This window comes from Roseibium sp. ROS1, from assembly GCF_054658215.1.
In genome coordinates this window covers 1243327-1263359 of sequence record NZ_BAAGIG010000002.1, presented here as the reverse complement: position 1 = coordinate 1263359, position 20033 = coordinate 1243327, and the positions used below count along the sequence as shown (strand labels likewise).

The window sequence follows — 20033 nt, the reverse complement described above, 5'->3', positions numbered from 1 at the left end:
GGGGGCTTCCTCAATTTTGCTCTGGCTGAAGATAGCGGCCCGGAAGCCAGCCATTGCCATCAGGGGTCACAACTTCACACCAACGGGCGTCCAGAACGGACAATTGGGCGGCGCGCGACGCGGCTTCGAACCCGATATTGTCAACATCCGGATCACAGTCGTTCAGTTGCAGCGCGCGCGCATCACCTGACAGCGATCTCACAATGCTCTCACTGCGTGACGGCCCCGCACGCAGCGCAACGGCTCGGCCCGGGGGGACGCCGCGCAACCGATAGGTGAATTTGTAGATGCCAAAGCCCGGATTATCGAAGTCCTGGTCCGGGTCCGGGTCAGACTGCTCACCTTGATGCGTCTGCCAGTTGGGCGTCACCCCACCGTTATGCGCGTTAAGCTCCACCAACAGCACTTCATCGGCGACAATAAGCGTTCCGCGTGGGTTAGCGCTGCCAGAGCGTGGAAACTCCACAATCAAACGCCCCGTCTTTCGCTCGCCGGATCCATCGGCAAACGTAGTCAGATCAAAGGCGGCGGCCTCGTCGGTTTGCTGGGCAAGCGAAAACCGGGTTTCGGCCGAAGCACCGTTCACGAAAAAATTGGCGAGGTTGCCGGAAGCCTGCAGGTTTCGACCACGCCCGGACATCGTGACATATCCCAGAGACTCGCCGGTCTCCTCATAGAGGCCCCAGGTTCCCTCCAGCGCGCCGCCGCCACCCGGTGCAGGCGCTGGTACCTGCGTGTTGCGGCGAGACGCCGTGATGCTGTTTGGAAGATTGTAGATGCGGTTCAAGTAAGTGGAATTATAGCCTTTGCGGAAACGGTTCGGGAAACGCCGCACCTCGTCGAACACAGCCCTCATGCATTGTGACGTTTCGCAGATGTGCGTCCGCGCCGTCGCAAACCCGTCGTAATCCCAACCTCGTTGGGGATGGTGAATGGACGCGCTGAAAGAGGTCACATCGCGGCGCAGAACCAGGAGACGGTCCTGACTGTCTCCCGACAGCCGGAACGCGACGCGAAACTCTTCTCCAATCCCGCCATTCGAGGGGTTGAGAAGGCCAACTCCGCTCGTTTTCACATCCACGAACCCACGCGCATCGGCGCTTGCAACCAGATCCCGGCAAAAGCCCAAGTGCATGGTTTGCGGACATTGCCCGCCCGGTCGCGCGTAAATGGACAGATCAATGGATGCGGTGTTCTGGCGCTGGTAGTGGATGACATCGGCGCTGATCTCGAATGCCGGGCCGACATTCACCAGATCGTAGCCACCATACCAACGGCTTAACCCGGTGCGCGGGTTCCGGCCCGTGTTGCTGTTGGCGTTTGCGTTCCCGTTCTCCTGCAACACGTTTCTGCTACCGTTGAAGGACAGCCAACTCAAGAACTGCCCTTCGGTGAAATTCACGTCTTGCTCTGGAAAGCGCCGCTTGATCTGACTGGCAAACTTGAGCGGCGCGACACGGCTCGCCGTGCGCGTGGCCGTCCACCGGTTCCGGCTTTTCAGCTCAGGCAGCCCATCCTTGCTCCAGTTCCAGACACCAACCATGCGATCGTTGGCGCGCCGCCAAAAAACCGTGCCCCACTGACCGTTGTTCCAATAGAACACTGCATGGGCTGTCTTGCGGTCCGGTCCGATGATGCCCTCGATCGTGCCATTGTCCGCGTAGTCACCGTAAAGCCGAACGCCTTCCTGGATCAGCCGCAGCTGACCGTAGTTGCTGTCCCAGTTCCCGGTCCAGTCGTCCGCACGCGCCGCAACGGCTCCGAGCAAGACGATGGCGAGTGTCATCACCAAGCGGAGGGTCATGGCAGGATCACCTGATTGTCTTCACCGTAGGAAAAGCCGGGGGCTTGGCCGTCTGCCCGCTCGATCATCAGGTCCCCCAGCGGGCGGCCGTTCGGCATGATCTGCGTCGCGTTCATTTTCCCTCCCGGAAAGAAGCAGGAAGCAAAAACATCGCACTCCGATTGCCCTGACTTACAGATCTCAAAATGGCCGTTGCCCATGCTGCGAGGTTGGAAAACCATGCGTTCAACCGGCTTGCCACGCTCAGCAATGCTGCAATCATAACGCCCATTGTTCACCTGGCAGGTGCCTGCCGCCTTGGGCTTGAACGGATTTTCTTCCGGCCCCTTTGGATCGACGAAGCGCTTCACAAAGACTTTTCCGTCAGGGTAGATCACGACCGGATTGCGTTGGCAGCTCTGCACATGCATCGGATCATCGATGATTTCCTCAAGCGGACTGCCCGGACCGTACATAGCGAAGACGCCAGCAAGAGTTGTCGGGTTGCCGGTCTCCGCCTTCTGCAATTCGAAGGTAGTCTCGTTGTCGGAGAGATCATCGGTTGCTGCGTCTTCCGACGGTTCAATCGGCGAAGATGGCTCTTGTCCTTCACCCCTGCTCCCAAGATCCGCACGTTGAACCAGGCAACCGGTATATTTCACCTTCAGCTGCTCAAGGCACCCGGTGTAGGCGGGGGAGTCCAGATATCCCTTTTCGTCGGCATCCAGGCGCTCGCCTTCACCCACCTCAAGGCGGATATCAGCATAGTCGCCGGGGACATCGATCATGAGCCGGCTGCGTCGATCGCCATATCCCTCGCCGCCAACGCTCACACCCCAGGTACCGGTGGGAACGTAGAACGGTGTCAGCTCACCCTTGGAAACTCCACTCCCCTTGACCCAGGATTTCACGTCACCCGGTGGCCCGGCGTACCAATATGCTGTCTGCCGCTTGACCGGAGTTCCATCTGCCTGCCGCGCGTCGAGATAAACTCTCGTTGCGTCGAAGGAGAAATCAAACTCCGTGGTTCTGCCCCCCTCGACCTCGACAAGTCGCTCGGCGGAGGTTGTGTTGTCCAGATTGCCGCGCACAAGGTACGTCCCCGGCGACAAGACAACCGTCAACTGATCCATGTTTGCCGATGCCACCGGCTCCTCAGAAACCGCTTGATCGTGCACCTCGAAGATTTCGAAATTGACACGACGACGTGAGCCTCCGATTGCGGTCGGGAACGGATCGCCCTTCGCGTAGGGCAAATCGGGGTTGATGAAGACATTGAGTGTCAGCGCAGCCGAGAGAGCCGCCTCGATCACATGCTCGCCATCGCCTTCAGGCACTTCAAAGGCGTACCGGACCGTGTAGCCGCCGCTCGTCCCGCCATCGCGCTGGAAAAGCCCCACATATGAACCCGGTTCCAACGTAGCGACCGCAGAGTTGCCATGCGCTTCGGGGTACCGAAACTCGAACGCACCGTCCGCAATGGCTCCACCATCAGCTTTTTCAACGACACCGCTTAGCTGGCGAATGCCGATCTGCTCGCCATCCGGTGTGTCGCGAAAAATGAACCGCACATCGCGCTCCATCGGCAGAAAATCGTCTTCACTGGGGGCAATCGGCTCGGCTTGCACAGTGAGCCTGAGTGCATCGGACAACTCTTCAGCGTTCTTGGCCGACAGGTACATCCCGCCCGTATTCTCGGCGAGGCATTGCACCTGGCTTCCTTCGTCCTCCGACAGTCCGAAGCCGATCACATGCGTGGTGAAATCAATGCCAAGTGACTCCAGTTCATTCGCCAGTGCACACGGATCGGCGTTGCAGGTCTCGATCCCGTCCGTCACGAGAACGACCGTTGCGGCATTCTCAGTAAATTTCAGCTCTTCCGCCGCGATGCGCACCGCGTCTGCCAATGGCGTCTTGCCCTTGGGTTTCAGACGATTGGCGGCCCCCACCATTTGCGGCACGGTCTGGCTGGCCGGACCGGTTGGAACCACCGTTTCAATGTCTGAACACTGTCCCTTTTCGCGATGCCCATAAGCAATCATGCCGATGTTTGCGTCGAGAGGAACCTCACCCAACACGCCGGAAAGCGTTTCGCGCGCGATCTCGATCTTGGTCTTTCCCTGGATCTGCCCCCACATGGATCCGGAACCATCGAAGACAACCATCAGATCGCTTGCAACAGCACTGGCCGTGCCACAGGCCAGAAATGCCGACGCAAACGTCAGTTTTCTTAGGTTGAGAAGGGTCATGCTCGCTCCAAAGCTAGTCGTTTGGGCGGATGCTAACCACTTGCATGAGGGGCCACGTCACTCAAATGAGTGATGCGCGGTGCGCCTGCCTCCTTATTCCTGTTTGAAACAGGTGGAGCCAACATGCGCAAAACACATTGGGATCCCTTCTCCGGCCAGCTTGAAGTCGAGCGGCATACATTCCAACCCGCCGCAAAAGGCCCTGGCATCGCGCGATACGTTTTGCTTACGGGGCTCGGCGCTACGCTTTTCATCGGCGGCAAGGCGCTTGGTTTCGATCTGATAGCCTTCCTTGGAGTCCCCTTGTTTTTTGGCGGCGTTCTGCTGCTGGCGTTCAACATCAACGACAAGAAACCCGAACGCCATGCCCTGGCCTTTGATTCCCTGGGTCAGAAACTGGGCGGATCCTGGCATTTGCAGGTACCTTCCATTCGCCGGTCCCTGGGCGCACGCAGGCAGCCGACAAAGACCGATATCCAGGCCTTGGCGCAGGGCGTGTTTTCCAAGAGGCCGGACCTGACCGTCTCAGCGGAGCAGATCGACGCGCTTGCTGCAGTGAAGTACCGGACCGACAAGGGGCCGCCTGCAATTACCTTCACGGATCCGCAAATCTATGCCGTGACATCAAGGCTGAAGCCGTTTCTCATGCCGAGTCCCGTCTCAGCGGCTCCCATCTCGCCTGAAGCCTTGTTCTGGTGGCATCACGAGGAAACCCCGCTCTGGATGGCTGCCCAACTCGTCGAACACGACATCAGAAACCCTGTTCTCGTCTCTGCCAGCAACCTGTCGGGGAATTACACTCTGCGCATGGTCATCGCAGTGAAGGCGGCGCTTGACTTCGACCTGAGCGTCATGTTGAGCGCCGAAATCCCTGCCCTGAAAAGCCGTTTTGATGCCAGGCTGGAAAGCGTCGCCTTCAACGATCTCTACAAGGTGCAGCTTCGCTCAGGAGAGCAATTGAAGCTCTTCCAGCTTTTGACGCCCGCGGCTCAAACGCTGCTGATCGACCTGTTCCGTGCTGCCGGTGCTGAAATTCGGGTGGAAGCAAGCACAATCTACCTTCGTTGTGCGATGCCGGTTACGTTCGACAAGCAAAACCCCTCCCGATGCGCGGCGGAAATGCAGGGCCATGTGGAGGCCATCAGCACCAGGTTGCTTCGTCTCAAGACCTATATGGAGTAGCGCTGCCCCCTAATGGAGTGCCACCTCCGGTCCCGCGTAGACAGCTTCGAATTCGCTTTCGCCAAGCACGAACGAATTGGCCGGTCTGATGCCGTGACGCGGTGCGATCATGTTGCCCGGAAAACTTGCGATACGCGCATTCAGGTTCTGAACGTTGCCGTTGTAGATCCTGCGAGCCGCCGCGATCTGATCCTCCGTCTCTTCAAGCTGTTTCTGAAAGGCTTCAATGTTCCCGGTCGCTGTGATGGCCGGGTTATCCTCCACTTGAACCAAGACCCCTCGAAGGTGATGAGACAACGCACCTTCCTGCTTGGAGATTTCGTCCGCATCCCCTGATCTCATGGCAACTTCGGCCTGATTTCGAACCTCGATCAGCTTCTCAAACAATGCCGTCTCATGGCGCATGGCGGACTTCACCGCTGAAACCAGCCCCGGAACGAGTTGATGCCGCCGTTTCAGCTGGACCTCAATTCCGGACCAGGTCTCAACGACCTGGGTTTGGGCCGTCTGCAGTCCGTTGAAGGTGACGACGTAGACCAGGGTGAGGCCCGCGCAGAGGGCCAGCAGAGCAACGAGCAAAATCAACAACTGGCCGACCACATTCAGCCCCCCTTCAGGAAAAGTGTTACGCGATTGCCCTGACAAGAGACCGAATAGCCCAATCGCACATCACTCATCTGAGTGACGCGCCGCCCGCTGTTTCAAACGAGGGTGAGGCGCCCGAGACAACTTGGCTCCACTTGAAGGAACGAATGGGACATCAATGAAGACACTGATCTTTGCAGGCGTGATAGCCGCCGGTTTCACCATGGCGACTGCGGCTGTGGCATCACCATGTGGGCTGCGCGCCGAGAGCTATTTCGGCGACCACGAAACCGATATCGAAGGAAACTGGAAGCTGGAATGGACAAAAGGTCTGTTGACTGTTTCGGGCCGGCCACAGGCCATGGAGACCTTGCCGCCCACCATGGTCATGCGCCTCTCCCTCGAGGAGGATCACCTTCAGCTGCGAGGCGAGACAGTCAAACGCGATTTTGCCGTATATTGGGATCAGACGACCCAAGCCAGTTTCGACCCACGGGAGGATGATCCGGACCCTCTCGCCGCAGTGAACACGCAGGAGATGGAAATCCTCTACGATTGCAAGGTCGAGGACATGCCGTTCCTGCGCGGACAATCGGTGGGCACCGGCAAAGGTCCTGTTACGGATCTCTATCTTTGGATGGCCTCAGCGGATCAGATGGTGGGCCTTTCTGTTGCCGAAACAGGACCAGCCACCGCGCGTCTCCAGTTTGTCCTGACGCGGGAGTGATCTTCATCCCAACATCATCGGTTGGCGCCTTGGCACTTTGGCGTCAGCCCTCAAACTTCTCACAAGCCAGCGCCTCGATCGCTTGGCAGCTCGAACAGCTTTCGTAGTCCAGCCAGAAATCGAGTGACTGCCCCTCATTCAGATGGCGATAGGCCTCCATGACACGTGCCGGAGCATCAAGGAATATGCCTGACCGGGCACCGTTGACCTTGAAGGCCGCGGCATTTTGAGGCGAACCCTGGATTCCGCATGCCTTGCCCCACAAGATCTGTGTCTCGGCTGAGCCTGGTGTAAGCTCCCCGGAGCGGCGCAAGTCTTCGCGATAGGCAACCTCGCACATCGTATGCGCATATCCGATGTCCTGGTCGACACATGCTCGCCCTGAGCACCAAGCCAGGGGTTCGTCCTTGTGGTTCTTCGGGCGAGCGAAGACCACCAGCGCCTGCCCCTGAAAGCCGGAAGCACAAGCGGGAGCACCGGCTTCGGCATGATCGTCGGGCTGTTCCTCGTATGGACCGACTTTCGTTAGAAACATGCCAAGGGTCGCCTTGTCGCTCAGGTAAAATTGCGCCTCAATTTGACCGCTCGACACCTGGGAGAGCACGACAACATAGCGCGTCCCCGCGTAGCTCACCTCACCAGTGCCAATCGCCCCGTTGAACCGGTAGTCTTCAACCGGCCAGGACCGGTTCAGGCCGTTTTGGGTTTCGTTGCAAAAGCGCGTACTCACGCCAGTCGGGCATTGGCCGTAGTCATCAATATGAATGCGCGCGTTGCTTCCGGTGCCGCGAAAAACCACATCTCCGCTTTGGACCAGCACATTGGGACGGCCGGTTGAAATCGGCATCTTTTCCGCAATGAAGACCTGCATGTGGCCATAACCGTCCAGGGGATAGAGATCCTCGAAAGCCACAGGCAGTTGCCGGCCACCAACATCATATTCAGGCTTGGCATCCCGTGCGGTCGGGTTCACGCCCAGACCGCTCTGCGCCATGAGTCGCGTGCGGATAAGATCCGCCTCGAGTTTTCCGGTGTCGCCACGCAACCGCAAAAACCAGGTGTCGCCATTGTAGGTGAAACGACCAATTCCGTAGCTGCCGTTGAAACCATAATCTTCAATCGCAATCGCCTCACCAATATTCTCTTCCGCCATTTTGCAGAAAGCCGGAGCGGCGATTTTCACATCGTTTGGGCACTGACTGTAGCTGTCGATGCGGATCTCTTCCTGACCCGGAGCAACGCGTGCCAATTGAATTCGCGCCCATGGTTCAGATGAATTGCCACCGTCAGGCGCCCCCTTCTCAACTTTGAAGAAAAACAGCTTGAGGTACCCCGCTCCGGCGACTGGAAAGAGATCGTCATCGGCCCCATCGACCGGACCCAGATTATTAGCCCGGTCCGTAAGACCGCCTGGCACCAAAGGGGCCTGACCATCTGCTTCAGGCGACGAGTTGCTGCCGGCCTGGGCGTCACTCGGTTCACTTGCCTGAAACCAATTGTTGATGGCATCCACCAGCTCGGCGTCATCACCCGCCTCAGCCCGGGTCGCCTCGGAGGATGAAGGGAGCCCTCCTTTGCCGTTCGGCGAGCATTCCGTTTCGAAATACGAATAAAGATTGCCCGAACCTCGGGTCGCAATGCGCAAAACGCAATCGTTGCTGGACTCGATTTTCACATCCACAGCAAATGCCGGATCCCGCCCGGTCAGCTCCCCCTCGAGGACCTTTACAACGCCGCCGCCAGTCACCTCGAGCATGCCGGCTAGTCGCAGCTCACCGAAACGGGTAGCGCTCTGGCACATTCGTTGCCAACCCTGCTTGTATGCATCATTTTCCGCATCAAACGCACGTGTACACACAACTGCATCATCGGCCGCAAACTTCATGTCCAGTTCCATCCGGCCTGCCCCATAGGGCGTGGCGAAGCCTTCAAAGCGATGACCTTCACGAATAAGCAGGACCGGAAACGGTGCTGCGGATGCGGTAGGGTCCTCGTCTGCTGTCGAAGATGTGGACGTTGACCGTCTTTTGCAGGATGTAAGCTTGTGAAACGCCATCAGCGACGAAGGCAGGCCAATTCCAAGATCGGTATAGCAACCATTTCCTGGCGTCAGAGTAAACTCACGAGAAAAGCCGGTATCTTCTCGCTTCAGTTCTCCGGTAAAGGCTGAAACCGCTGACCAGGGATCTCGCTGCAATGTGCCGGTAAAGACACCCGATCCATCCTTTTGCAGGGATTCACAGAGCGCTATCCACTCAGAAGACGGCTCGCCATCAGGTTCTCCCAGGGAAGAGTAGCAGTTGTCCCCCCATTTTGCGACGAGACGAATCTCAAGCGCGTCTTCGCCACTTCGCGTCGCCAATCCGGAGAGCTGCGTTTCTCCAACTTCAAGAGAAAATCGATCAACTTCTTCACTCTTCGCCCAACTTGAAACTGCATCAGCTCCGAAGAGAAAGCCAATGCAAGCAAGTGAGAAAATCCAGTTGGGAAGTCGGGACATTGTGCGGACGCTCGCGGAGCAGGTTGAAAAGTCGCATTCTCGACCTGCGTACGGATTGGCACATCACCCATGTGAGTGATGACGAGGTCAAAAGACCTCACCCCTCCAGCACCACTGCTCTCTAACAAGGCCTACGGGAAGGCAGGGCAGATCGCCAACCGGCTCGTCCGTTCCGATCTCGTGATCCTCGACGGATCGGACTATCTGACATTCGCCCAGACAGGCGGACAGCTGCTGTTCCCTCTGATTAGCAAACTCTATGAACGCACATCGATCATCGTCACCACCATCCTGGCATTTGCCGAGTGCTGCATGCTCTCCGTGCCGAGAACTATGTTTGGTCCGTTGCCGGTTTCAGGGACGCCGATTGCGGTGTTTCGATGAAACTGAAGCGCATGAATGCACTGCCCGTTACTTGCATCTGCTTAGCTGCCTACTCTGCTGTCCAGACGACATTTCCCCTCACGCCGCCCTCCTCCCCTCCCTCAACTTCGCCCGCATGCGGAACGCCGTCCTCTCCGACACGCCGGCCTTGCGCGCGGCCTGCCGGGCACTCACCCCATTCTCCAACTCCGTGATGAGCACCCGCCGCGCCTGCGCCATCGGGCTCGTGCTTCCCATCGGGATCACGACATGCCGGACGCCGGCCTCTCTGTGCTCCGCGGAGAGCGTGCGGAAGCACTCGCAGATCTGATCGGTCGCTTCCCCGCCGACGGTTTTTACCAGCCAATGATCGACCATGGCGCCACGGGACTGTTGATGCGGATGCCTATGGTACGACATAGAAGGGCTTTGCCGTTGACCATGTATTTCAGGAAATCTGCCGATTCCTTGTACCGCGATGTTCGTGCTCCGGGGTATCGACACCGCAGAGGTGGATTTTCACCAACGGCCGGGAAAGCTGGAAGGTATCCCCGTCGATCACCCGGGATATGGGAGAGGACCTTTCATCAGCCTTGGAGACAATGACGTCAGCAAAGAAGCGCGGCGGTGATGATAGGGACTTTGATCACGCCACTTTCTTCAGTTCCTTGTCGGCAATGCGCCGGAACATTTCGTCGCTGAGCAGAATTCGCATTGTTGCTGTCGGTTCTGCCGGGTTCACTTGCTTTGCCCGTGCAAGGATCGCTTCCAGGTCCAGATCGTCGAAGATGTCGAGGAAGCAAGCCCGCCGCGTCAGCTCCTCACGGTTCAGGATGAGCCAAGACACCGCCGTGATGCATGGCGCCTGCCAGCTTCCCCGGTTCTTCTTGCTGTTGATCATGCCAAGTACCTGCCGCAGATGCTCAGGTCCGTGGACGCGGAGAAGCTTCTGACAGGTCCGACGGGCACGGGACTCATGCCGGCCGCGCGGTTTCACGGTTGCCGGCACGAAGCGGACACCAAATTCGGCGGCAAGACGATCGACAATTGCACCTGAAGCCATGAGTCATCCTAGCTTTCTAAATCCGATTTCTATCACAATCCGCAAAGCCTTTGCTTATTCGTGTTAATCGGCATGATCAGGAAACCGACCGGTGTGTGCGGGCGATCGCATCTCGCATCGGCAGGCAGTTTTGAACTCTTGGAGCTCAATTTCGATCTGTTCCGGATCAACACCGGCCCTGGCCATTTGGCGTTCGAGATCGATTAGGATCCGCTTCCAGTAGATTGAGACATCTTTCGGAGAGTTGGATTTTTGCGAGAGCACCTCGGCAACGCGCCGGATCTTCCCAACCCTTCGAGCACATGGGAAAGGGATCACCTTGGGAGATCGGTTCCATTCGAATAAGGGAAGGTCGAATTCATTTCTCTGCATGGCCACCCTCCGGGAAAATATAGATAGTACTCGCAAAACAGTGAGCGGACCTTGTGGCGAAAAGAGTAGGCGTTTTCATGCGTTGAAGCCTCCAACAATAACTGCCGTTTCACTGTTCTGAGAGCGAGACACTCTCTGTTCTGAGAGCGAGCGTTTTTTCTTCTTTGCCGCTTTGGACCTGCGTACAGCGCGCTGGTTTGCTCTAACCTCCGGCCAGCGCTCAACGTCTTCGGCCGTAATGGCTTTCCATTCATTCGTCCACGGCTCCCCTTTATCTGTGCCAAAAGAGGTGATCCTAAAGAGATTTGGGTGTGGTGTTCCGTCGGCGGCCTTTCCGCGTCTAACCGTGACAAGTCCCTTGAACACAAGCTCGTCGATTGCGTCAGCGACAAGGTTCGCAGATGCACCGAAATCGCGGAAATTGTCGTGAGTGACGATCAGATCACCGTTGCCTATCCGCCCTTGGCGCAAGTATTCGACTTTGATGCGGTTATAGATCCTCAAGGCATTTATCGACAGCGAAGTGTAGGCTGGGGACGATAGAAACTCCTCGGTTTCCCAGATCCACGCTTTGCCCGATTCATGCTCCCCATACTTGGGCGGAGAACGAAACTTCTCTCGAAGGTTTGCCTTCTTGCCGGAGCTTGTGCGGCTCTTGTCTCTGGGGTTTTGGTAGCTCAAGCGGCATCCTCCCTTCTGCCCCGGACGAGTATAGGCAGTCGGGGGTCTTCGATGGCCTGGTATGTCGCCAGAAAACCGAGTACGTGGTGATACGCTTCGAAACCGTGCTCGGTGTGAATGACGACGCCGATTTCCTCAGCGCCGTCCAGGACCACAAAAGATCGGCTCCCGATCATGCCGCATCCTCTCCCTCAAAGAGCTGTTCAAGCTTTTTTCGGGATGCGCACCAGCGGCCGGCGACCTTTTGGGCCGGCAAGGCTCCCTTCTCCAGTGCGTGATATGTCTGCCGCGGTGTTCGACCGATTACCTGTGCAATGGCAGCAACGCCCCAAATGACGCCAAGCGGCTCGTGTTGGTTCTGCTCAGTCATAGGAGGTAGTTATCCCGTTCCGCGTCGTGAGTGTCTTCAAGGTCGCAATCGCCGTCTCGGATATCTGTGAGCTCGATGAGCCTCTCAATCATGTCGTCAACCTCTGCCCACGTCGCGCACAGACCGACCTTCTGCAGATGTTCTATCAGTTGCGCGCTGCTCCCGAGGGCTAGTGAGTTCAATTGAAGTGTGCTATTTGTCTGCATGTTCATTGCTGCATTCCTCGTAGGGATGTTGTGAACCACGGCTCGGAGAGGTTGCAGCCTCTGCCGGGCCTTCTTTTTGTTCGAAATCCGCTTCCTGGGCGGTGTTTCCGAGCTTCGCGCTGGTGTATGGGTGCCGCCCTGCCCTAAAGGGCCAAAGCGAGCAATCAATCGCTTCACAGAGCCGAACTTCACTTGGTTGGTAGACAGAGCAGTCCAGGCACTTGGCCCGAATAGCCTGCATCGGCGTCATACGCTTGTGACCAGCCTCTTCGGCTACCCCAGCAGTGGGAGGCCAGATGGCAGCGAGTTGGGTGCGTGTCACTCCGCGGCCTCCTGAAAAAATGCCACCAACTTGGACCTGCTGGCGACGTAACGTTCCCCGACCCGCTTTACCATCGGGAGCTTACCTGATCGGATCAGATGGTAGGCCTGTTGATAATTGCGACCGATTACGCGACCGATCTCGTCAACTCCCCAGATGAGATCTAGAGGCTCACTTTCACTCACTATATCTTCCTTTCTATCCATTGGATACAAAGCGAATAATATCCAATGGATATGATTGACGTCAAGCGCTATACACCCGATGGATATGACTTTCAGTGGAAATGGATAGATGTCAGAGAAACGCGCTAAACCGGATCAATTCCAACTGCGAATGCCACCGGGCCTCAGAGACCGCATTAAGATCTATGCAGAACTGCACGGTCGTTCCATGAACGAGGAAATAGTGAGACTTCTCGAAAGAGAGTTTCCCGAACCTTGGAATGTGGATAGTCGGATCTCTGATCTGCTCAAAATGCTTTTGGTCATTCGCAAAGGTGGCTCAGACGACCGAATTATCAAACTCGCAAATGAGCTCGAAGAGACCGTGCGCGGTATAATAACCGGTCAGGTAGGCGGTGTGGATGATGAAGCAATTGCCGCGATGGACTGGCGTTGGCAAAGATACCTTGAAGAGCGAATGGAAGATGACCGAGGCCTTCTAAATCTTGATGAAGAAGAAGAAGAACAACTCAGCAAATCCGGTACTACAGCAAAGTTCATTAATGTCGAAGAACCGGCTCGCCTAGAACGCATTAAATCGCTTTTTCCTGATCTGAGCGATGAACATCTCAAGCTTATATCTGGCGCGGTCGAAGGTGGAAGTGTGGAGAAAGTTCTCGAAACAGTTGGAAGCGTGGTTCATCGGCAAAAACTAGAACAGCAAGCTGCCAACAGTCCAACCAATATCGACGATGACCTTCCCTTCTGAGGACTGATCGATGTCCGTTCGTAAGCGCACCTGGACCGACGGTAATGGGGAAGAACGCTCCGCTTGGGTGGTCGATTATAAGGACCAAGGCGGCAAGCGGCGGCTTAAGACCTTCAAGTTGAAGAAGGAAGCCGACGCGTTTGCACTGACCGCTGGCGTCGAGGTCCGCGATGGCACCCACGTTCCCGATCGCGACACCATCACCGTGGAGGAAGCTTGCACGGCCTGGCTGAAAAACTGCATCCGGAGCGGCTTGGAGCGCTCCACGCTCGATCAGTACGAGCAGCACACCCGCCTTCACATCAACCCGTTTATTGGTCCCCTGAAGCTTTCCAAGATCAATGTGCCGGCCGTCCGCGCCTTCCAGGATGATTTAAGAGACAACGGCCGATCGGCTGCGATGATCTCCCGGGTCACCGTTTCATTTGGCAGTGTTCTCTCCGACGCCCAGGAACGCGGTTTGGTGGTGCGCAATGCCGTCCACGAAATGAAAAGCCGCAGGAAGAGCAAAAATTCCTCTCAGGGAAGGAAAAACGCGCGACTCAAGTATGGGGTGGACATACCCACCAAGGAAGAGGTCCGTGCATTAATTGAGGCTGCTGGAGGCAGTTTTCGTCCATTCCTGATAACAGCTATCTTCAGCGGTCTCCGTTCTTCAGAACTCCGCGGCTTGAGCTGGTCGTCAGTGGATCTGAACAAAGGTGAGCTCGAGGTGCGCCAGCGGGCGGACAAGTACCAGACCATTGGCCTTCCGAAATCCGATGCCGGGCACAGAACGATCCCCCTGCCCCCGATCGTGATCAATACGCTGAAGGAATGGAAACTTGCCTGTCCCAACGGTGATGCCGATCTGGTCTTTCCGAATGGCGCCGGCAACATCGAGTACCATGCCAACATCATCAAGCGCGGATATCATCCGGTCCAGCTCTCAGCCGGCGTGACCACTGCGGCGAACGGCAAGGATGGAGAACCGGTCGCATCGCCCAAATACTCAGGCCTCCATGCGCTTCGGCACTGGTTTGCGTCTTGGTGCATAAACCGAAAGGCAGACGGTGGTCTGGAGCTCTCTCCCAAGCAGGTCCAGGAACGCCTCGGTCACAGCTCCATCACGGTCACGTATGACACCTACGGGCATTTGTTCCCGGCCACGGACGAAGCGAAGGACCTGGCGGCTGCTGAAAACATGTTACTTGGAATGAAAGGGACATAGCGAAACAACTTGATTGGCGAGATTTGGATCTCAGTTTAGGGTCGGTTTGGTCTCTTTTATCGGGCGGGAAGTCTTCACCCATCAGTCGCGCGTTCGGGCCACTGTCGGTTAGAATGGCGATTGACGACACCAGTAAATTCACAATCCCTGAATGACCGAAATGGGCCATCACCAGACTGCCGGATCCCAAATACTCGGTCACCCAAGCCGACATTCGTTATGACAATTTCTGCGGTAGCTCTCGGCCCACTGCTGACATTGGCTGTCGTCTCAATCAATGGCGGCTTTGCGTCCCCATTTCGGACGTTTAATGGAAGCTCTGCGCTGTCGAAAGCGGACATTGCAAATGCTGAGATTGATCTATCGATAGAGGTCATGGCACGTGTTCGGCAAGTCGCTAAAAGCCACTCTTTGGTTGCTTACATGGTTTCGTTATCCAACCTTTGAACGCTCCGTGACGGAGATCCACGAAATACCTGTCATTTCCGATCTGCCCGCCCTTCAATGAAATCTCGAATTCAGATCCACCGCAGGTATGCGTAGTGCACACCGGTGAAACTGGTGTAGTCGGGATGGCGTGGTGGAGTGTCAGGGCGAGAATGCCCAGTGTGGCCAGAGCATGGCTTGATGTGTCTCCGCTGGCCACAGCAACACGCTCAAGATGATGCCGGTCCTTGAGGGTGGCCAGAAGGAGTCCAAGGGTCTTTCCGACCCTCTCGAGGTTCAACGGACCCGAAACCGTTTCGCCCCTGGCGGTGTAAATGATCGGGCTCTGTCCTGCCTGGAGTGCCGCTGAAGCCGTCTGCAATACGCGTTCGACTTTCTGCTTCAGTCCGTCACCCGTTGCAAGCGCCCTGAAGTCGACCTTTATGCCCTTGAAACTCAGATCTTCCGCGGTTTCGATCTAGCGCGCGGTTGTCGGCGAACAGCCTCCTGAAACAACTGCGATACGGTACTGGTCGACAAGGGGCGGCAAAGCTGCCGGTGGCTGCAGCAAGCCAACTTCGTGCCACTTTTGCAAAAGCGCATACCGGCATCACGTTTGAATTTGCCATCATGCGAAGTTGTTCTTGATACCCGCATTGAGAGCAAATGAGGGCGGTCGATGCCGCCCTCATTTGTATTAATCCGCCCCGTGCGCAAGATCTCTGGCTTGAACAATCTTCTTCTGGGTGACCGCAAGGACAATCGCGATACCGAGACCGATCGTATCGGTAACCCAACCTCCCGCAATCATTGTCAATCCGCCGACCAGAAGTCCCACTCGGACAACCATTCCGGCGTGGCCAAAGAACCAGCCCTGAACAGCGCACGACAACAGGTAGACGCCTGCGATTGCCGTGATGGCTACATGAGAAATCTCGAACCAGTTGCCATTGAGCAGCATAGCGGGCGAGAAGAAGAACATGTAGGGTACCACAAATGCAGCGAGCCCAATTCGGAAACTCTCGACACTGGTCTTCACCGGGTCGGACCCTGCAAGAGCGGAGCCGGCATAAGCAGCAAGGGCAACAGGCGGCGTAATCGCGGACATGACTGCAAAGTAAAAGATGAAAAGATGTGCGACGAGCGGTTCAACGCCCAGGTTCACCACGCCGGGTGCGATGACACTCGCCGCTACCGCGTAGGCGGCTGTCGTCGGCATTCCCATACCAAGCACGATCGACACGATCATGGCAAAGAATAGCGCCAGAATCTGACTCTGATCAGCAAGCGCAAGTAATACGGTCGAAAAGCGGGAGCCGATGCCAGTCAGTGCGATCACGCCGACGATGATGCCTGCAGTGGCGCATACCGCCACGAGCTGAAGCACCATCCGGGCGCCGATATCGAGCGCGTGGAACAACTGGCGTGGTCCCATCCTGTTTGGTGTCAGCCAGGACACTACGGCTGCGGTAATCATCGCAAGTGTCCCGCAGCGGATTACGGAATAGCCCGCGAACAGCGCGTAGATGAGAACCACAATCGGCGTGAAGAGGTATATCTGTCGGACAAGTGATCCAATCTTCGGCAGCTGATCGCGGGGCAGTCCTTTCATGTTTGCTTTCTGCGCAGCAAGATCGACCATGAAGTAGATGGAAATGAAGTAGAGAATTGCAGGAATTATGGCCGCCCAAACAATCTCCATGTAGGAGATGCCCGTGATTTCGGCCATGATGAACGCTCCCGCCCCCATAATCGGCGGCATGATCTGGCCGCCGGTTGAAGCAGCGGCTTCCACCGAAGCCGCCGTCTGTGGCCGGTAGCCGACCCGCTTCATCATCGGAATCGTCAATGATCCCGTGGCCACGACATTACCTGCGGAGGTACCGTTAATCATGCCCATCAGGCCCGAGGCGAAAATGGCTACCTTTGCCGGCCCCCCCCGACGATGACCAGCCGCCGCGAACGCGAGATTCACGAAATACTCGCCAACGCGCGTCGTCTGCAGGAATGCAGCAAAGACAACAAACAGGACGATATAGGTCGAGGAAATGGCTATCGGGGCACCAAGGATGCCATTGTCCGTGAAGATGTAGGAGAAGAAGCGCTTCGCATCATAGCCGCGGTGTTCGAAAATCCCGGGCAGCCAAGGACCAAGGAACGCATAGGCAACAAAGACACCGGCTATAAAGACGAGAGCCAGTCCTGCCAACCGGCGCGTCAACTCAATGATCAATAGCACACCCGTGATGGCGGCCCACATATCTCCCGGGAGTGCCATTGGCATGCCGGCGCGCAGCTGGAGCTGACGGGAGAAAAAGATCAGGTATGCTGTGCAGGCGGCTGCGGCGACCGCGAGAAGAACATCTGACGGTGCGAATCTTGTCCGTTTCGTGTGCGGAAAGACCCAGCTGTGAACGATTGCAAGCGCGGTCCCGGCGGCGAGAGGCATTCCGAAACTGCTCATGGCCCAAGCTGGTGGAAGAGCCGCTCCCAGCACTTCGCCATTGATCCAGATAGCTGTCACGCCGGCGGCGCCATAAAGGACCGCCGCACCGGCAACCGCAAGAATTGCGTTGGCAAGGAGCGAGCCAGAAGTGCGTCCCTTGGCTTCCATCGAAGTTGCACCGAACAATAGAAAACCTAGGAACAGCCCTCCGCCAACATGTGTGAGGCGATAGGCCCAGGTTTCCAGCGGATACACATTCATCACCAGTAGATGAAAGACCGTGTAAGCCACACACAGACAGGCAACGATTGCGTTGCGAGTGCCGGTGAAATTACGCTGATTACCAGATATCGGCTCTTCATCCACCAGTGCGCGTGCGGTCTGCTCTTCGATCAAAGACGCCGCGTGAACTTTTTCTTCATTCTGTGTCGGTGTATTCGGCGATGAGGTCATGTTCTGGCTGCTCTGGCGTGGGATTGGAAACGCAACACGGGCGGAGAAGCAGGTTCAACCGCCCGTGCGTTCTAGCGAAGAAGGACAGGCTTACCGGTTGAAGCCAGGAAAGTCGTATCCGTTTTCCTTGAACCAGCGGATCGCGCCCGGGTGGAATGGAATGACCGTGTTCTTGACCACGTTTTCAGGGAGCGTTTCCTTGGCGGCTGCATGGTTCTGGACCATGCGCTCATGGTTTTCCATCGCAAGCTTGGTGATTTCATAGGCCAGGCTTTCCGGCATGTCCTTGTGCGCAATTGCAAAGTTCCAGAGCGACACCGTCTGCAGGCCTTCCGGCTGATCTTCGTAGGTGTCCGCCGGAATGAGGAACGGCTGCATCGCAGGCACGATTTCCATCATCTTGGCTAGCGTTTCGTCATCCATCGACAAGAACCGCACGTCGTTTTCGACTGCCAGCTGTGCGTAGGCTCCGGTCGGCAATCCGGCGGCATAGACGAACGCATCGATCAGGCCGTCCTTGAGCTGTCCCGCCGTATCGGCACCTCCGGCATTGCTGATGACGACACCGCTGTCTGTATTTTCGAAGAAGCGTGTCCAATAGGTCGCCGACGTGCCGCCGGCCGGGCCGACGCCAACACGCACACCATCCTTGAGGTCTGCAAAGCCTTTGATGTCCGAACTTGCAAGAACCGCAGCCTGAAGCGGTGTCTGATACATTGGGAACAGCGCACGGACGTTTTCATGCGGCACGCCCGGCATGAGCGGGCTTTCACCCTTGCGGGCTTCATCGGCAGGGCCGAGCGTAACAAAGCCCAGCTGATGTTCACCGGTTTCGACAAGCGTTACGTTCTGAACAGGGCCGCCTGTGATTTCCGCGCCGGCATTGATACCCAGTGCCTCGCTGATCATGGCTCCGAACCCGCTTCCGTATCCGAAATAGGTGCCGCCTTGGCTGCCAGTTCCGATCGTGACACTGCTTGGCCAGCCATCCTTGTCCTGTGCGCTGGCAGGCATAACGCAAAGTGCGCCAGCAAGCAGGGCCGCGGCTGATGAAATCCTGATAGACATGTTTCCTCCCATGTTTTCCTTTGGCATTGCTATGGATCTACGCGATGCCACTGGATGCAGCATGAAGAAGAACGAGACTGCAGAGAATGCTATGAAGATTATATTATTTTTCGTTATTATCAGGCACTGTCTTCAATGGTTTGCAGGTTCCTGTCCAGAACGTCCAGCAAGGCGTCCCGTTGCTGATCCCTCGTTCCACGGGTCCAGGCGGCGGCCAATATGAGCTTCGACCGCGTTGCTCCGGGTGGAATTGAAAGAGGCAGAAAACGAACGCCAGGTATGGCGATGCGTGCTGTCCAGCGGGGAACAATCGCCAGACCGGTACCCGTGGCAACAAGATTGACAATCGTGTGTTTTTCTTCCGCAATCTGAGCGATGCGGGCCGTCAGTCCGGCGTCCATAAACAACTTGATCGTGAGGTCATGCGAATGCGGCCTGGACCGGCGATCCGGAACGATAAGGGGAATGTCTGCCAGATCCTCGATGACGATTTCATTCTGTTTCGCCAAGATATGATCTTCCGGCAACGCAACCACGGCTGTTTCGTAGAAAAGTGTCCGGAAGTTAATTCGGGGATCGCGTATATCCGGCGGACGGCAGAATGCGATATCAAGGCTTCCGCTTAACAACTTGGGTAGTAGGTGGATTGTCTTCTGTTCAAAGAGTTGAACTTCAATGTCCGGGTGTTCGGCACGGAAGAACTGCAAGAGTTGAGGCATCAGTCCCGCAGAGGCGCTGTCAATCGCCCCGACCCGGAGTAGGGGTTTTTCACTTTTCCGGATGGCTCTGATCTTTTCTTCCAGCTGATCCGCCTGTGCGACCAATGACCTGGCATCTTCCAGAATAGCGCTCCCGGCGGCCGTCAGCGAGACATTGCGGGTTGTTCTGAAAAAGAGTTTGGTATCGAGCTGGTTTTCAAGGATTTTGATCTGCCGTCCCAGGGAAGCTGGCAGCATGTCCATGGACTGTGCGGCACGGCCGAAATGCAGCGTATCCGCGACACTGAGAAAACATCTGATCTGATAGATATTCACGGCAGGATCATTAATCTCAATTATTGCAGCTTTGTATATAATCTTATGTACGTTGAGCCG

General features: G+C 56.6%; 17 protein-coding genes and 1 pseudogene. 5 read left to right on the top strand and 13 right to left on the bottom strand.

The genetic code is table 11. The features are described from left to right. Positions 1-10 precede the first annotated feature (10 nt). Entirely contained in the window at positions 11-1804 is a 1794-nt protein-coding gene (locus ACYQ6M_RS13825; protein ID WP_460074355.1) for an SH3 domain-containing protein, read from the bottom strand. Then, on the bottom strand, positions 1801-4032 hold the full coding sequence (locus tag ACYQ6M_RS13820) for a vWA domain-containing protein (RefSeq protein ID WP_460074353.1): 2232 nt from the start codon (positions 4030-4032) through the stop codon (positions 1801-1803). Before ACYQ6M_RS13820 ends, ACYQ6M_RS13825 begins: the two co-directional genes overlap by 4 nt. Before the next feature lie 123 nt (positions 4033-4155). Between ACYQ6M_RS13820 and ACYQ6M_RS13815 the strand changes: the two genes are divergently transcribed. Then, positions 4156-5214, top strand: a complete 1059-nt coding sequence (locus tag ACYQ6M_RS13815; protein WP_460074351.1) for a hypothetical protein — start codon at positions 4156-4158, stop codon at positions 5212-5214. Positions 5215-5223: 9 nt separating this feature from the next. On the opposite strand, the gene ACYQ6M_RS13810 is transcribed toward ACYQ6M_RS13815, so the two are convergent. Further along, positions 5224-5802: a LemA family protein gene (locus ACYQ6M_RS13810; RefSeq protein WP_460074349.1), complete on the bottom strand. Its 579-nt coding sequence runs from the start codon at positions 5800-5802 to the stop codon at positions 5224-5226. Between the two features lie 175 nt (positions 5803-5977). On the opposite strand from ACYQ6M_RS13810, the gene ACYQ6M_RS13805 reads away from it, so the two are divergent. After that, positions 5978-6526 (top strand): hypothetical protein, encoded by a 549-nt coding sequence (locus ACYQ6M_RS13805; RefSeq protein ID WP_460074347.1) that lies wholly within the window; start codon positions 5978-5980, stop codon positions 6524-6526. 43 nt (positions 6527-6569) lie between these two features. Here the strand turns inward: ACYQ6M_RS13805 and ACYQ6M_RS13800 are convergent, their stop codons facing one another. Continuing rightward, positions 6570-9026: a hypothetical protein gene (locus tag ACYQ6M_RS13800; RefSeq protein ID WP_460074345.1), complete on the bottom strand. Its 2457-nt coding sequence runs from the start codon at positions 9024-9026 to the stop codon at positions 6570-6572. Between the two features lie 126 nt (positions 9027-9152). Between ACYQ6M_RS13800 and ACYQ6M_RS13795 the strand changes: the two are divergent. Further along, positions 9153-9332 (top strand): annotated as a pseudogene (locus ACYQ6M_RS13795) (ATP-binding protein); the annotation flags it as partial. Between the two features lie 156 nt (positions 9333-9488). On the opposite strand, the gene ACYQ6M_RS13790 reads toward ACYQ6M_RS13795, so the two are convergent. From ACYQ6M_RS13790 to ACYQ6M_RS13770, 5 genes are all read right to left on the bottom strand, one after another. Then, positions 9489-9767: a hypothetical protein gene (locus ACYQ6M_RS13790; protein ID WP_460074344.1), complete on the bottom strand. Its 279-nt coding sequence runs from the start codon at positions 9765-9767 to the stop codon at positions 9489-9491. A 268-nt stretch (positions 9768-10035) separates the two neighbouring features. Then, positions 10036-10452 carry a hypothetical protein gene (locus ACYQ6M_RS13785; protein ID WP_460074342.1) on the bottom strand — a complete coding sequence of 139 codons (417 nt, stop codon included), beginning with the start codon at positions 10450-10452 and terminating at the stop codon, positions 10036-10038. A gap of 63 nt (positions 10453-10515) precedes the next feature. Beyond that, complete coding sequence (locus ACYQ6M_RS13780) at positions 10516-10824, bottom strand: DUF6074 family protein (protein WP_460074340.1); 309 nt, start codon at positions 10822-10824, stop codon at positions 10516-10518. 75 nt (positions 10825-10899) lie between these two features. After that, complete coding sequence (locus tag ACYQ6M_RS13775; protein ID WP_460074338.1) at positions 10900-11505, bottom strand: hypothetical protein; 606 nt, start codon at positions 11503-11505, stop codon at positions 10900-10902. Then, the gene (locus ACYQ6M_RS13770; RefSeq protein ID WP_460074337.1) at positions 11502-11681 is read right to left on the bottom strand and encodes a hypothetical protein; all 180 of its coding nucleotides are present in this window, start codon (positions 11679-11681) and stop codon (positions 11502-11504) included. The genes ACYQ6M_RS13775 and ACYQ6M_RS13770 overlap by 4 nt, the downstream gene beginning before the upstream one ends. Positions 11682-12697: 1016 nt before the next feature. Here ACYQ6M_RS13770 and ACYQ6M_RS13765 point away from each other — a divergent pair. Together ACYQ6M_RS13765 and ACYQ6M_RS13760 are read left to right on the top strand one after the other, a co-directional pair. Then, positions 12698-13336, top strand: a complete 639-nt coding sequence (locus ACYQ6M_RS13765) for an Arc family DNA-binding protein (RefSeq protein ID WP_460074336.1) — start codon at positions 12698-12700, stop codon at positions 13334-13336. A 10-nt stretch (positions 13337-13346) separates the two neighbouring features. Next, a complete protein-coding gene (locus ACYQ6M_RS13760; RefSeq protein ID WP_460074334.1) occupies positions 13347-14546 on the top strand; it encodes a tyrosine-type recombinase/integrase in 1200 nt (399 codons plus the stop codon). 397 nt (positions 14547-14943) lie between these two features. Here the strand turns inward: ACYQ6M_RS13760 and ACYQ6M_RS13755 are convergent, their stop codons facing one another. The 4 genes from ACYQ6M_RS13755 to ACYQ6M_RS13740 form a co-directional block, all read right to left on the bottom strand. Then, positions 14944-15417, bottom strand: coding sequence for a nucleotide-binding domain containing protein (locus ACYQ6M_RS13755; protein WP_460074634.1), 474 nt, complete (start codon positions 15415-15417; stop codon positions 14944-14946). Positions 15418-15669: 252 nt separating this feature from the next. After that, on the bottom strand, positions 15670-17814 hold the full coding sequence (locus ACYQ6M_RS13750) for a TRAP transporter permease (RefSeq protein WP_460074333.1): 2145 nt from the start codon (positions 17812-17814) through the stop codon (positions 15670-15672). Positions 17815-17961: 147 nt separating this feature from the next. Next, positions 17962-18939, bottom strand: coding sequence for a TAXI family TRAP transporter solute-binding subunit (locus tag ACYQ6M_RS13745; protein WP_031269398.1), 978 nt, complete (start codon positions 18937-18939; stop codon positions 17962-17964). 119 nt (positions 18940-19058) lie between these two features. Next, complete coding sequence (locus tag ACYQ6M_RS13740) at positions 19059-19973, bottom strand: LysR family substrate-binding domain-containing protein (RefSeq protein WP_460074332.1); 915 nt, start codon at positions 19971-19973, stop codon at positions 19059-19061. Positions 19974-20033: the final 60 nt, after the last annotated feature.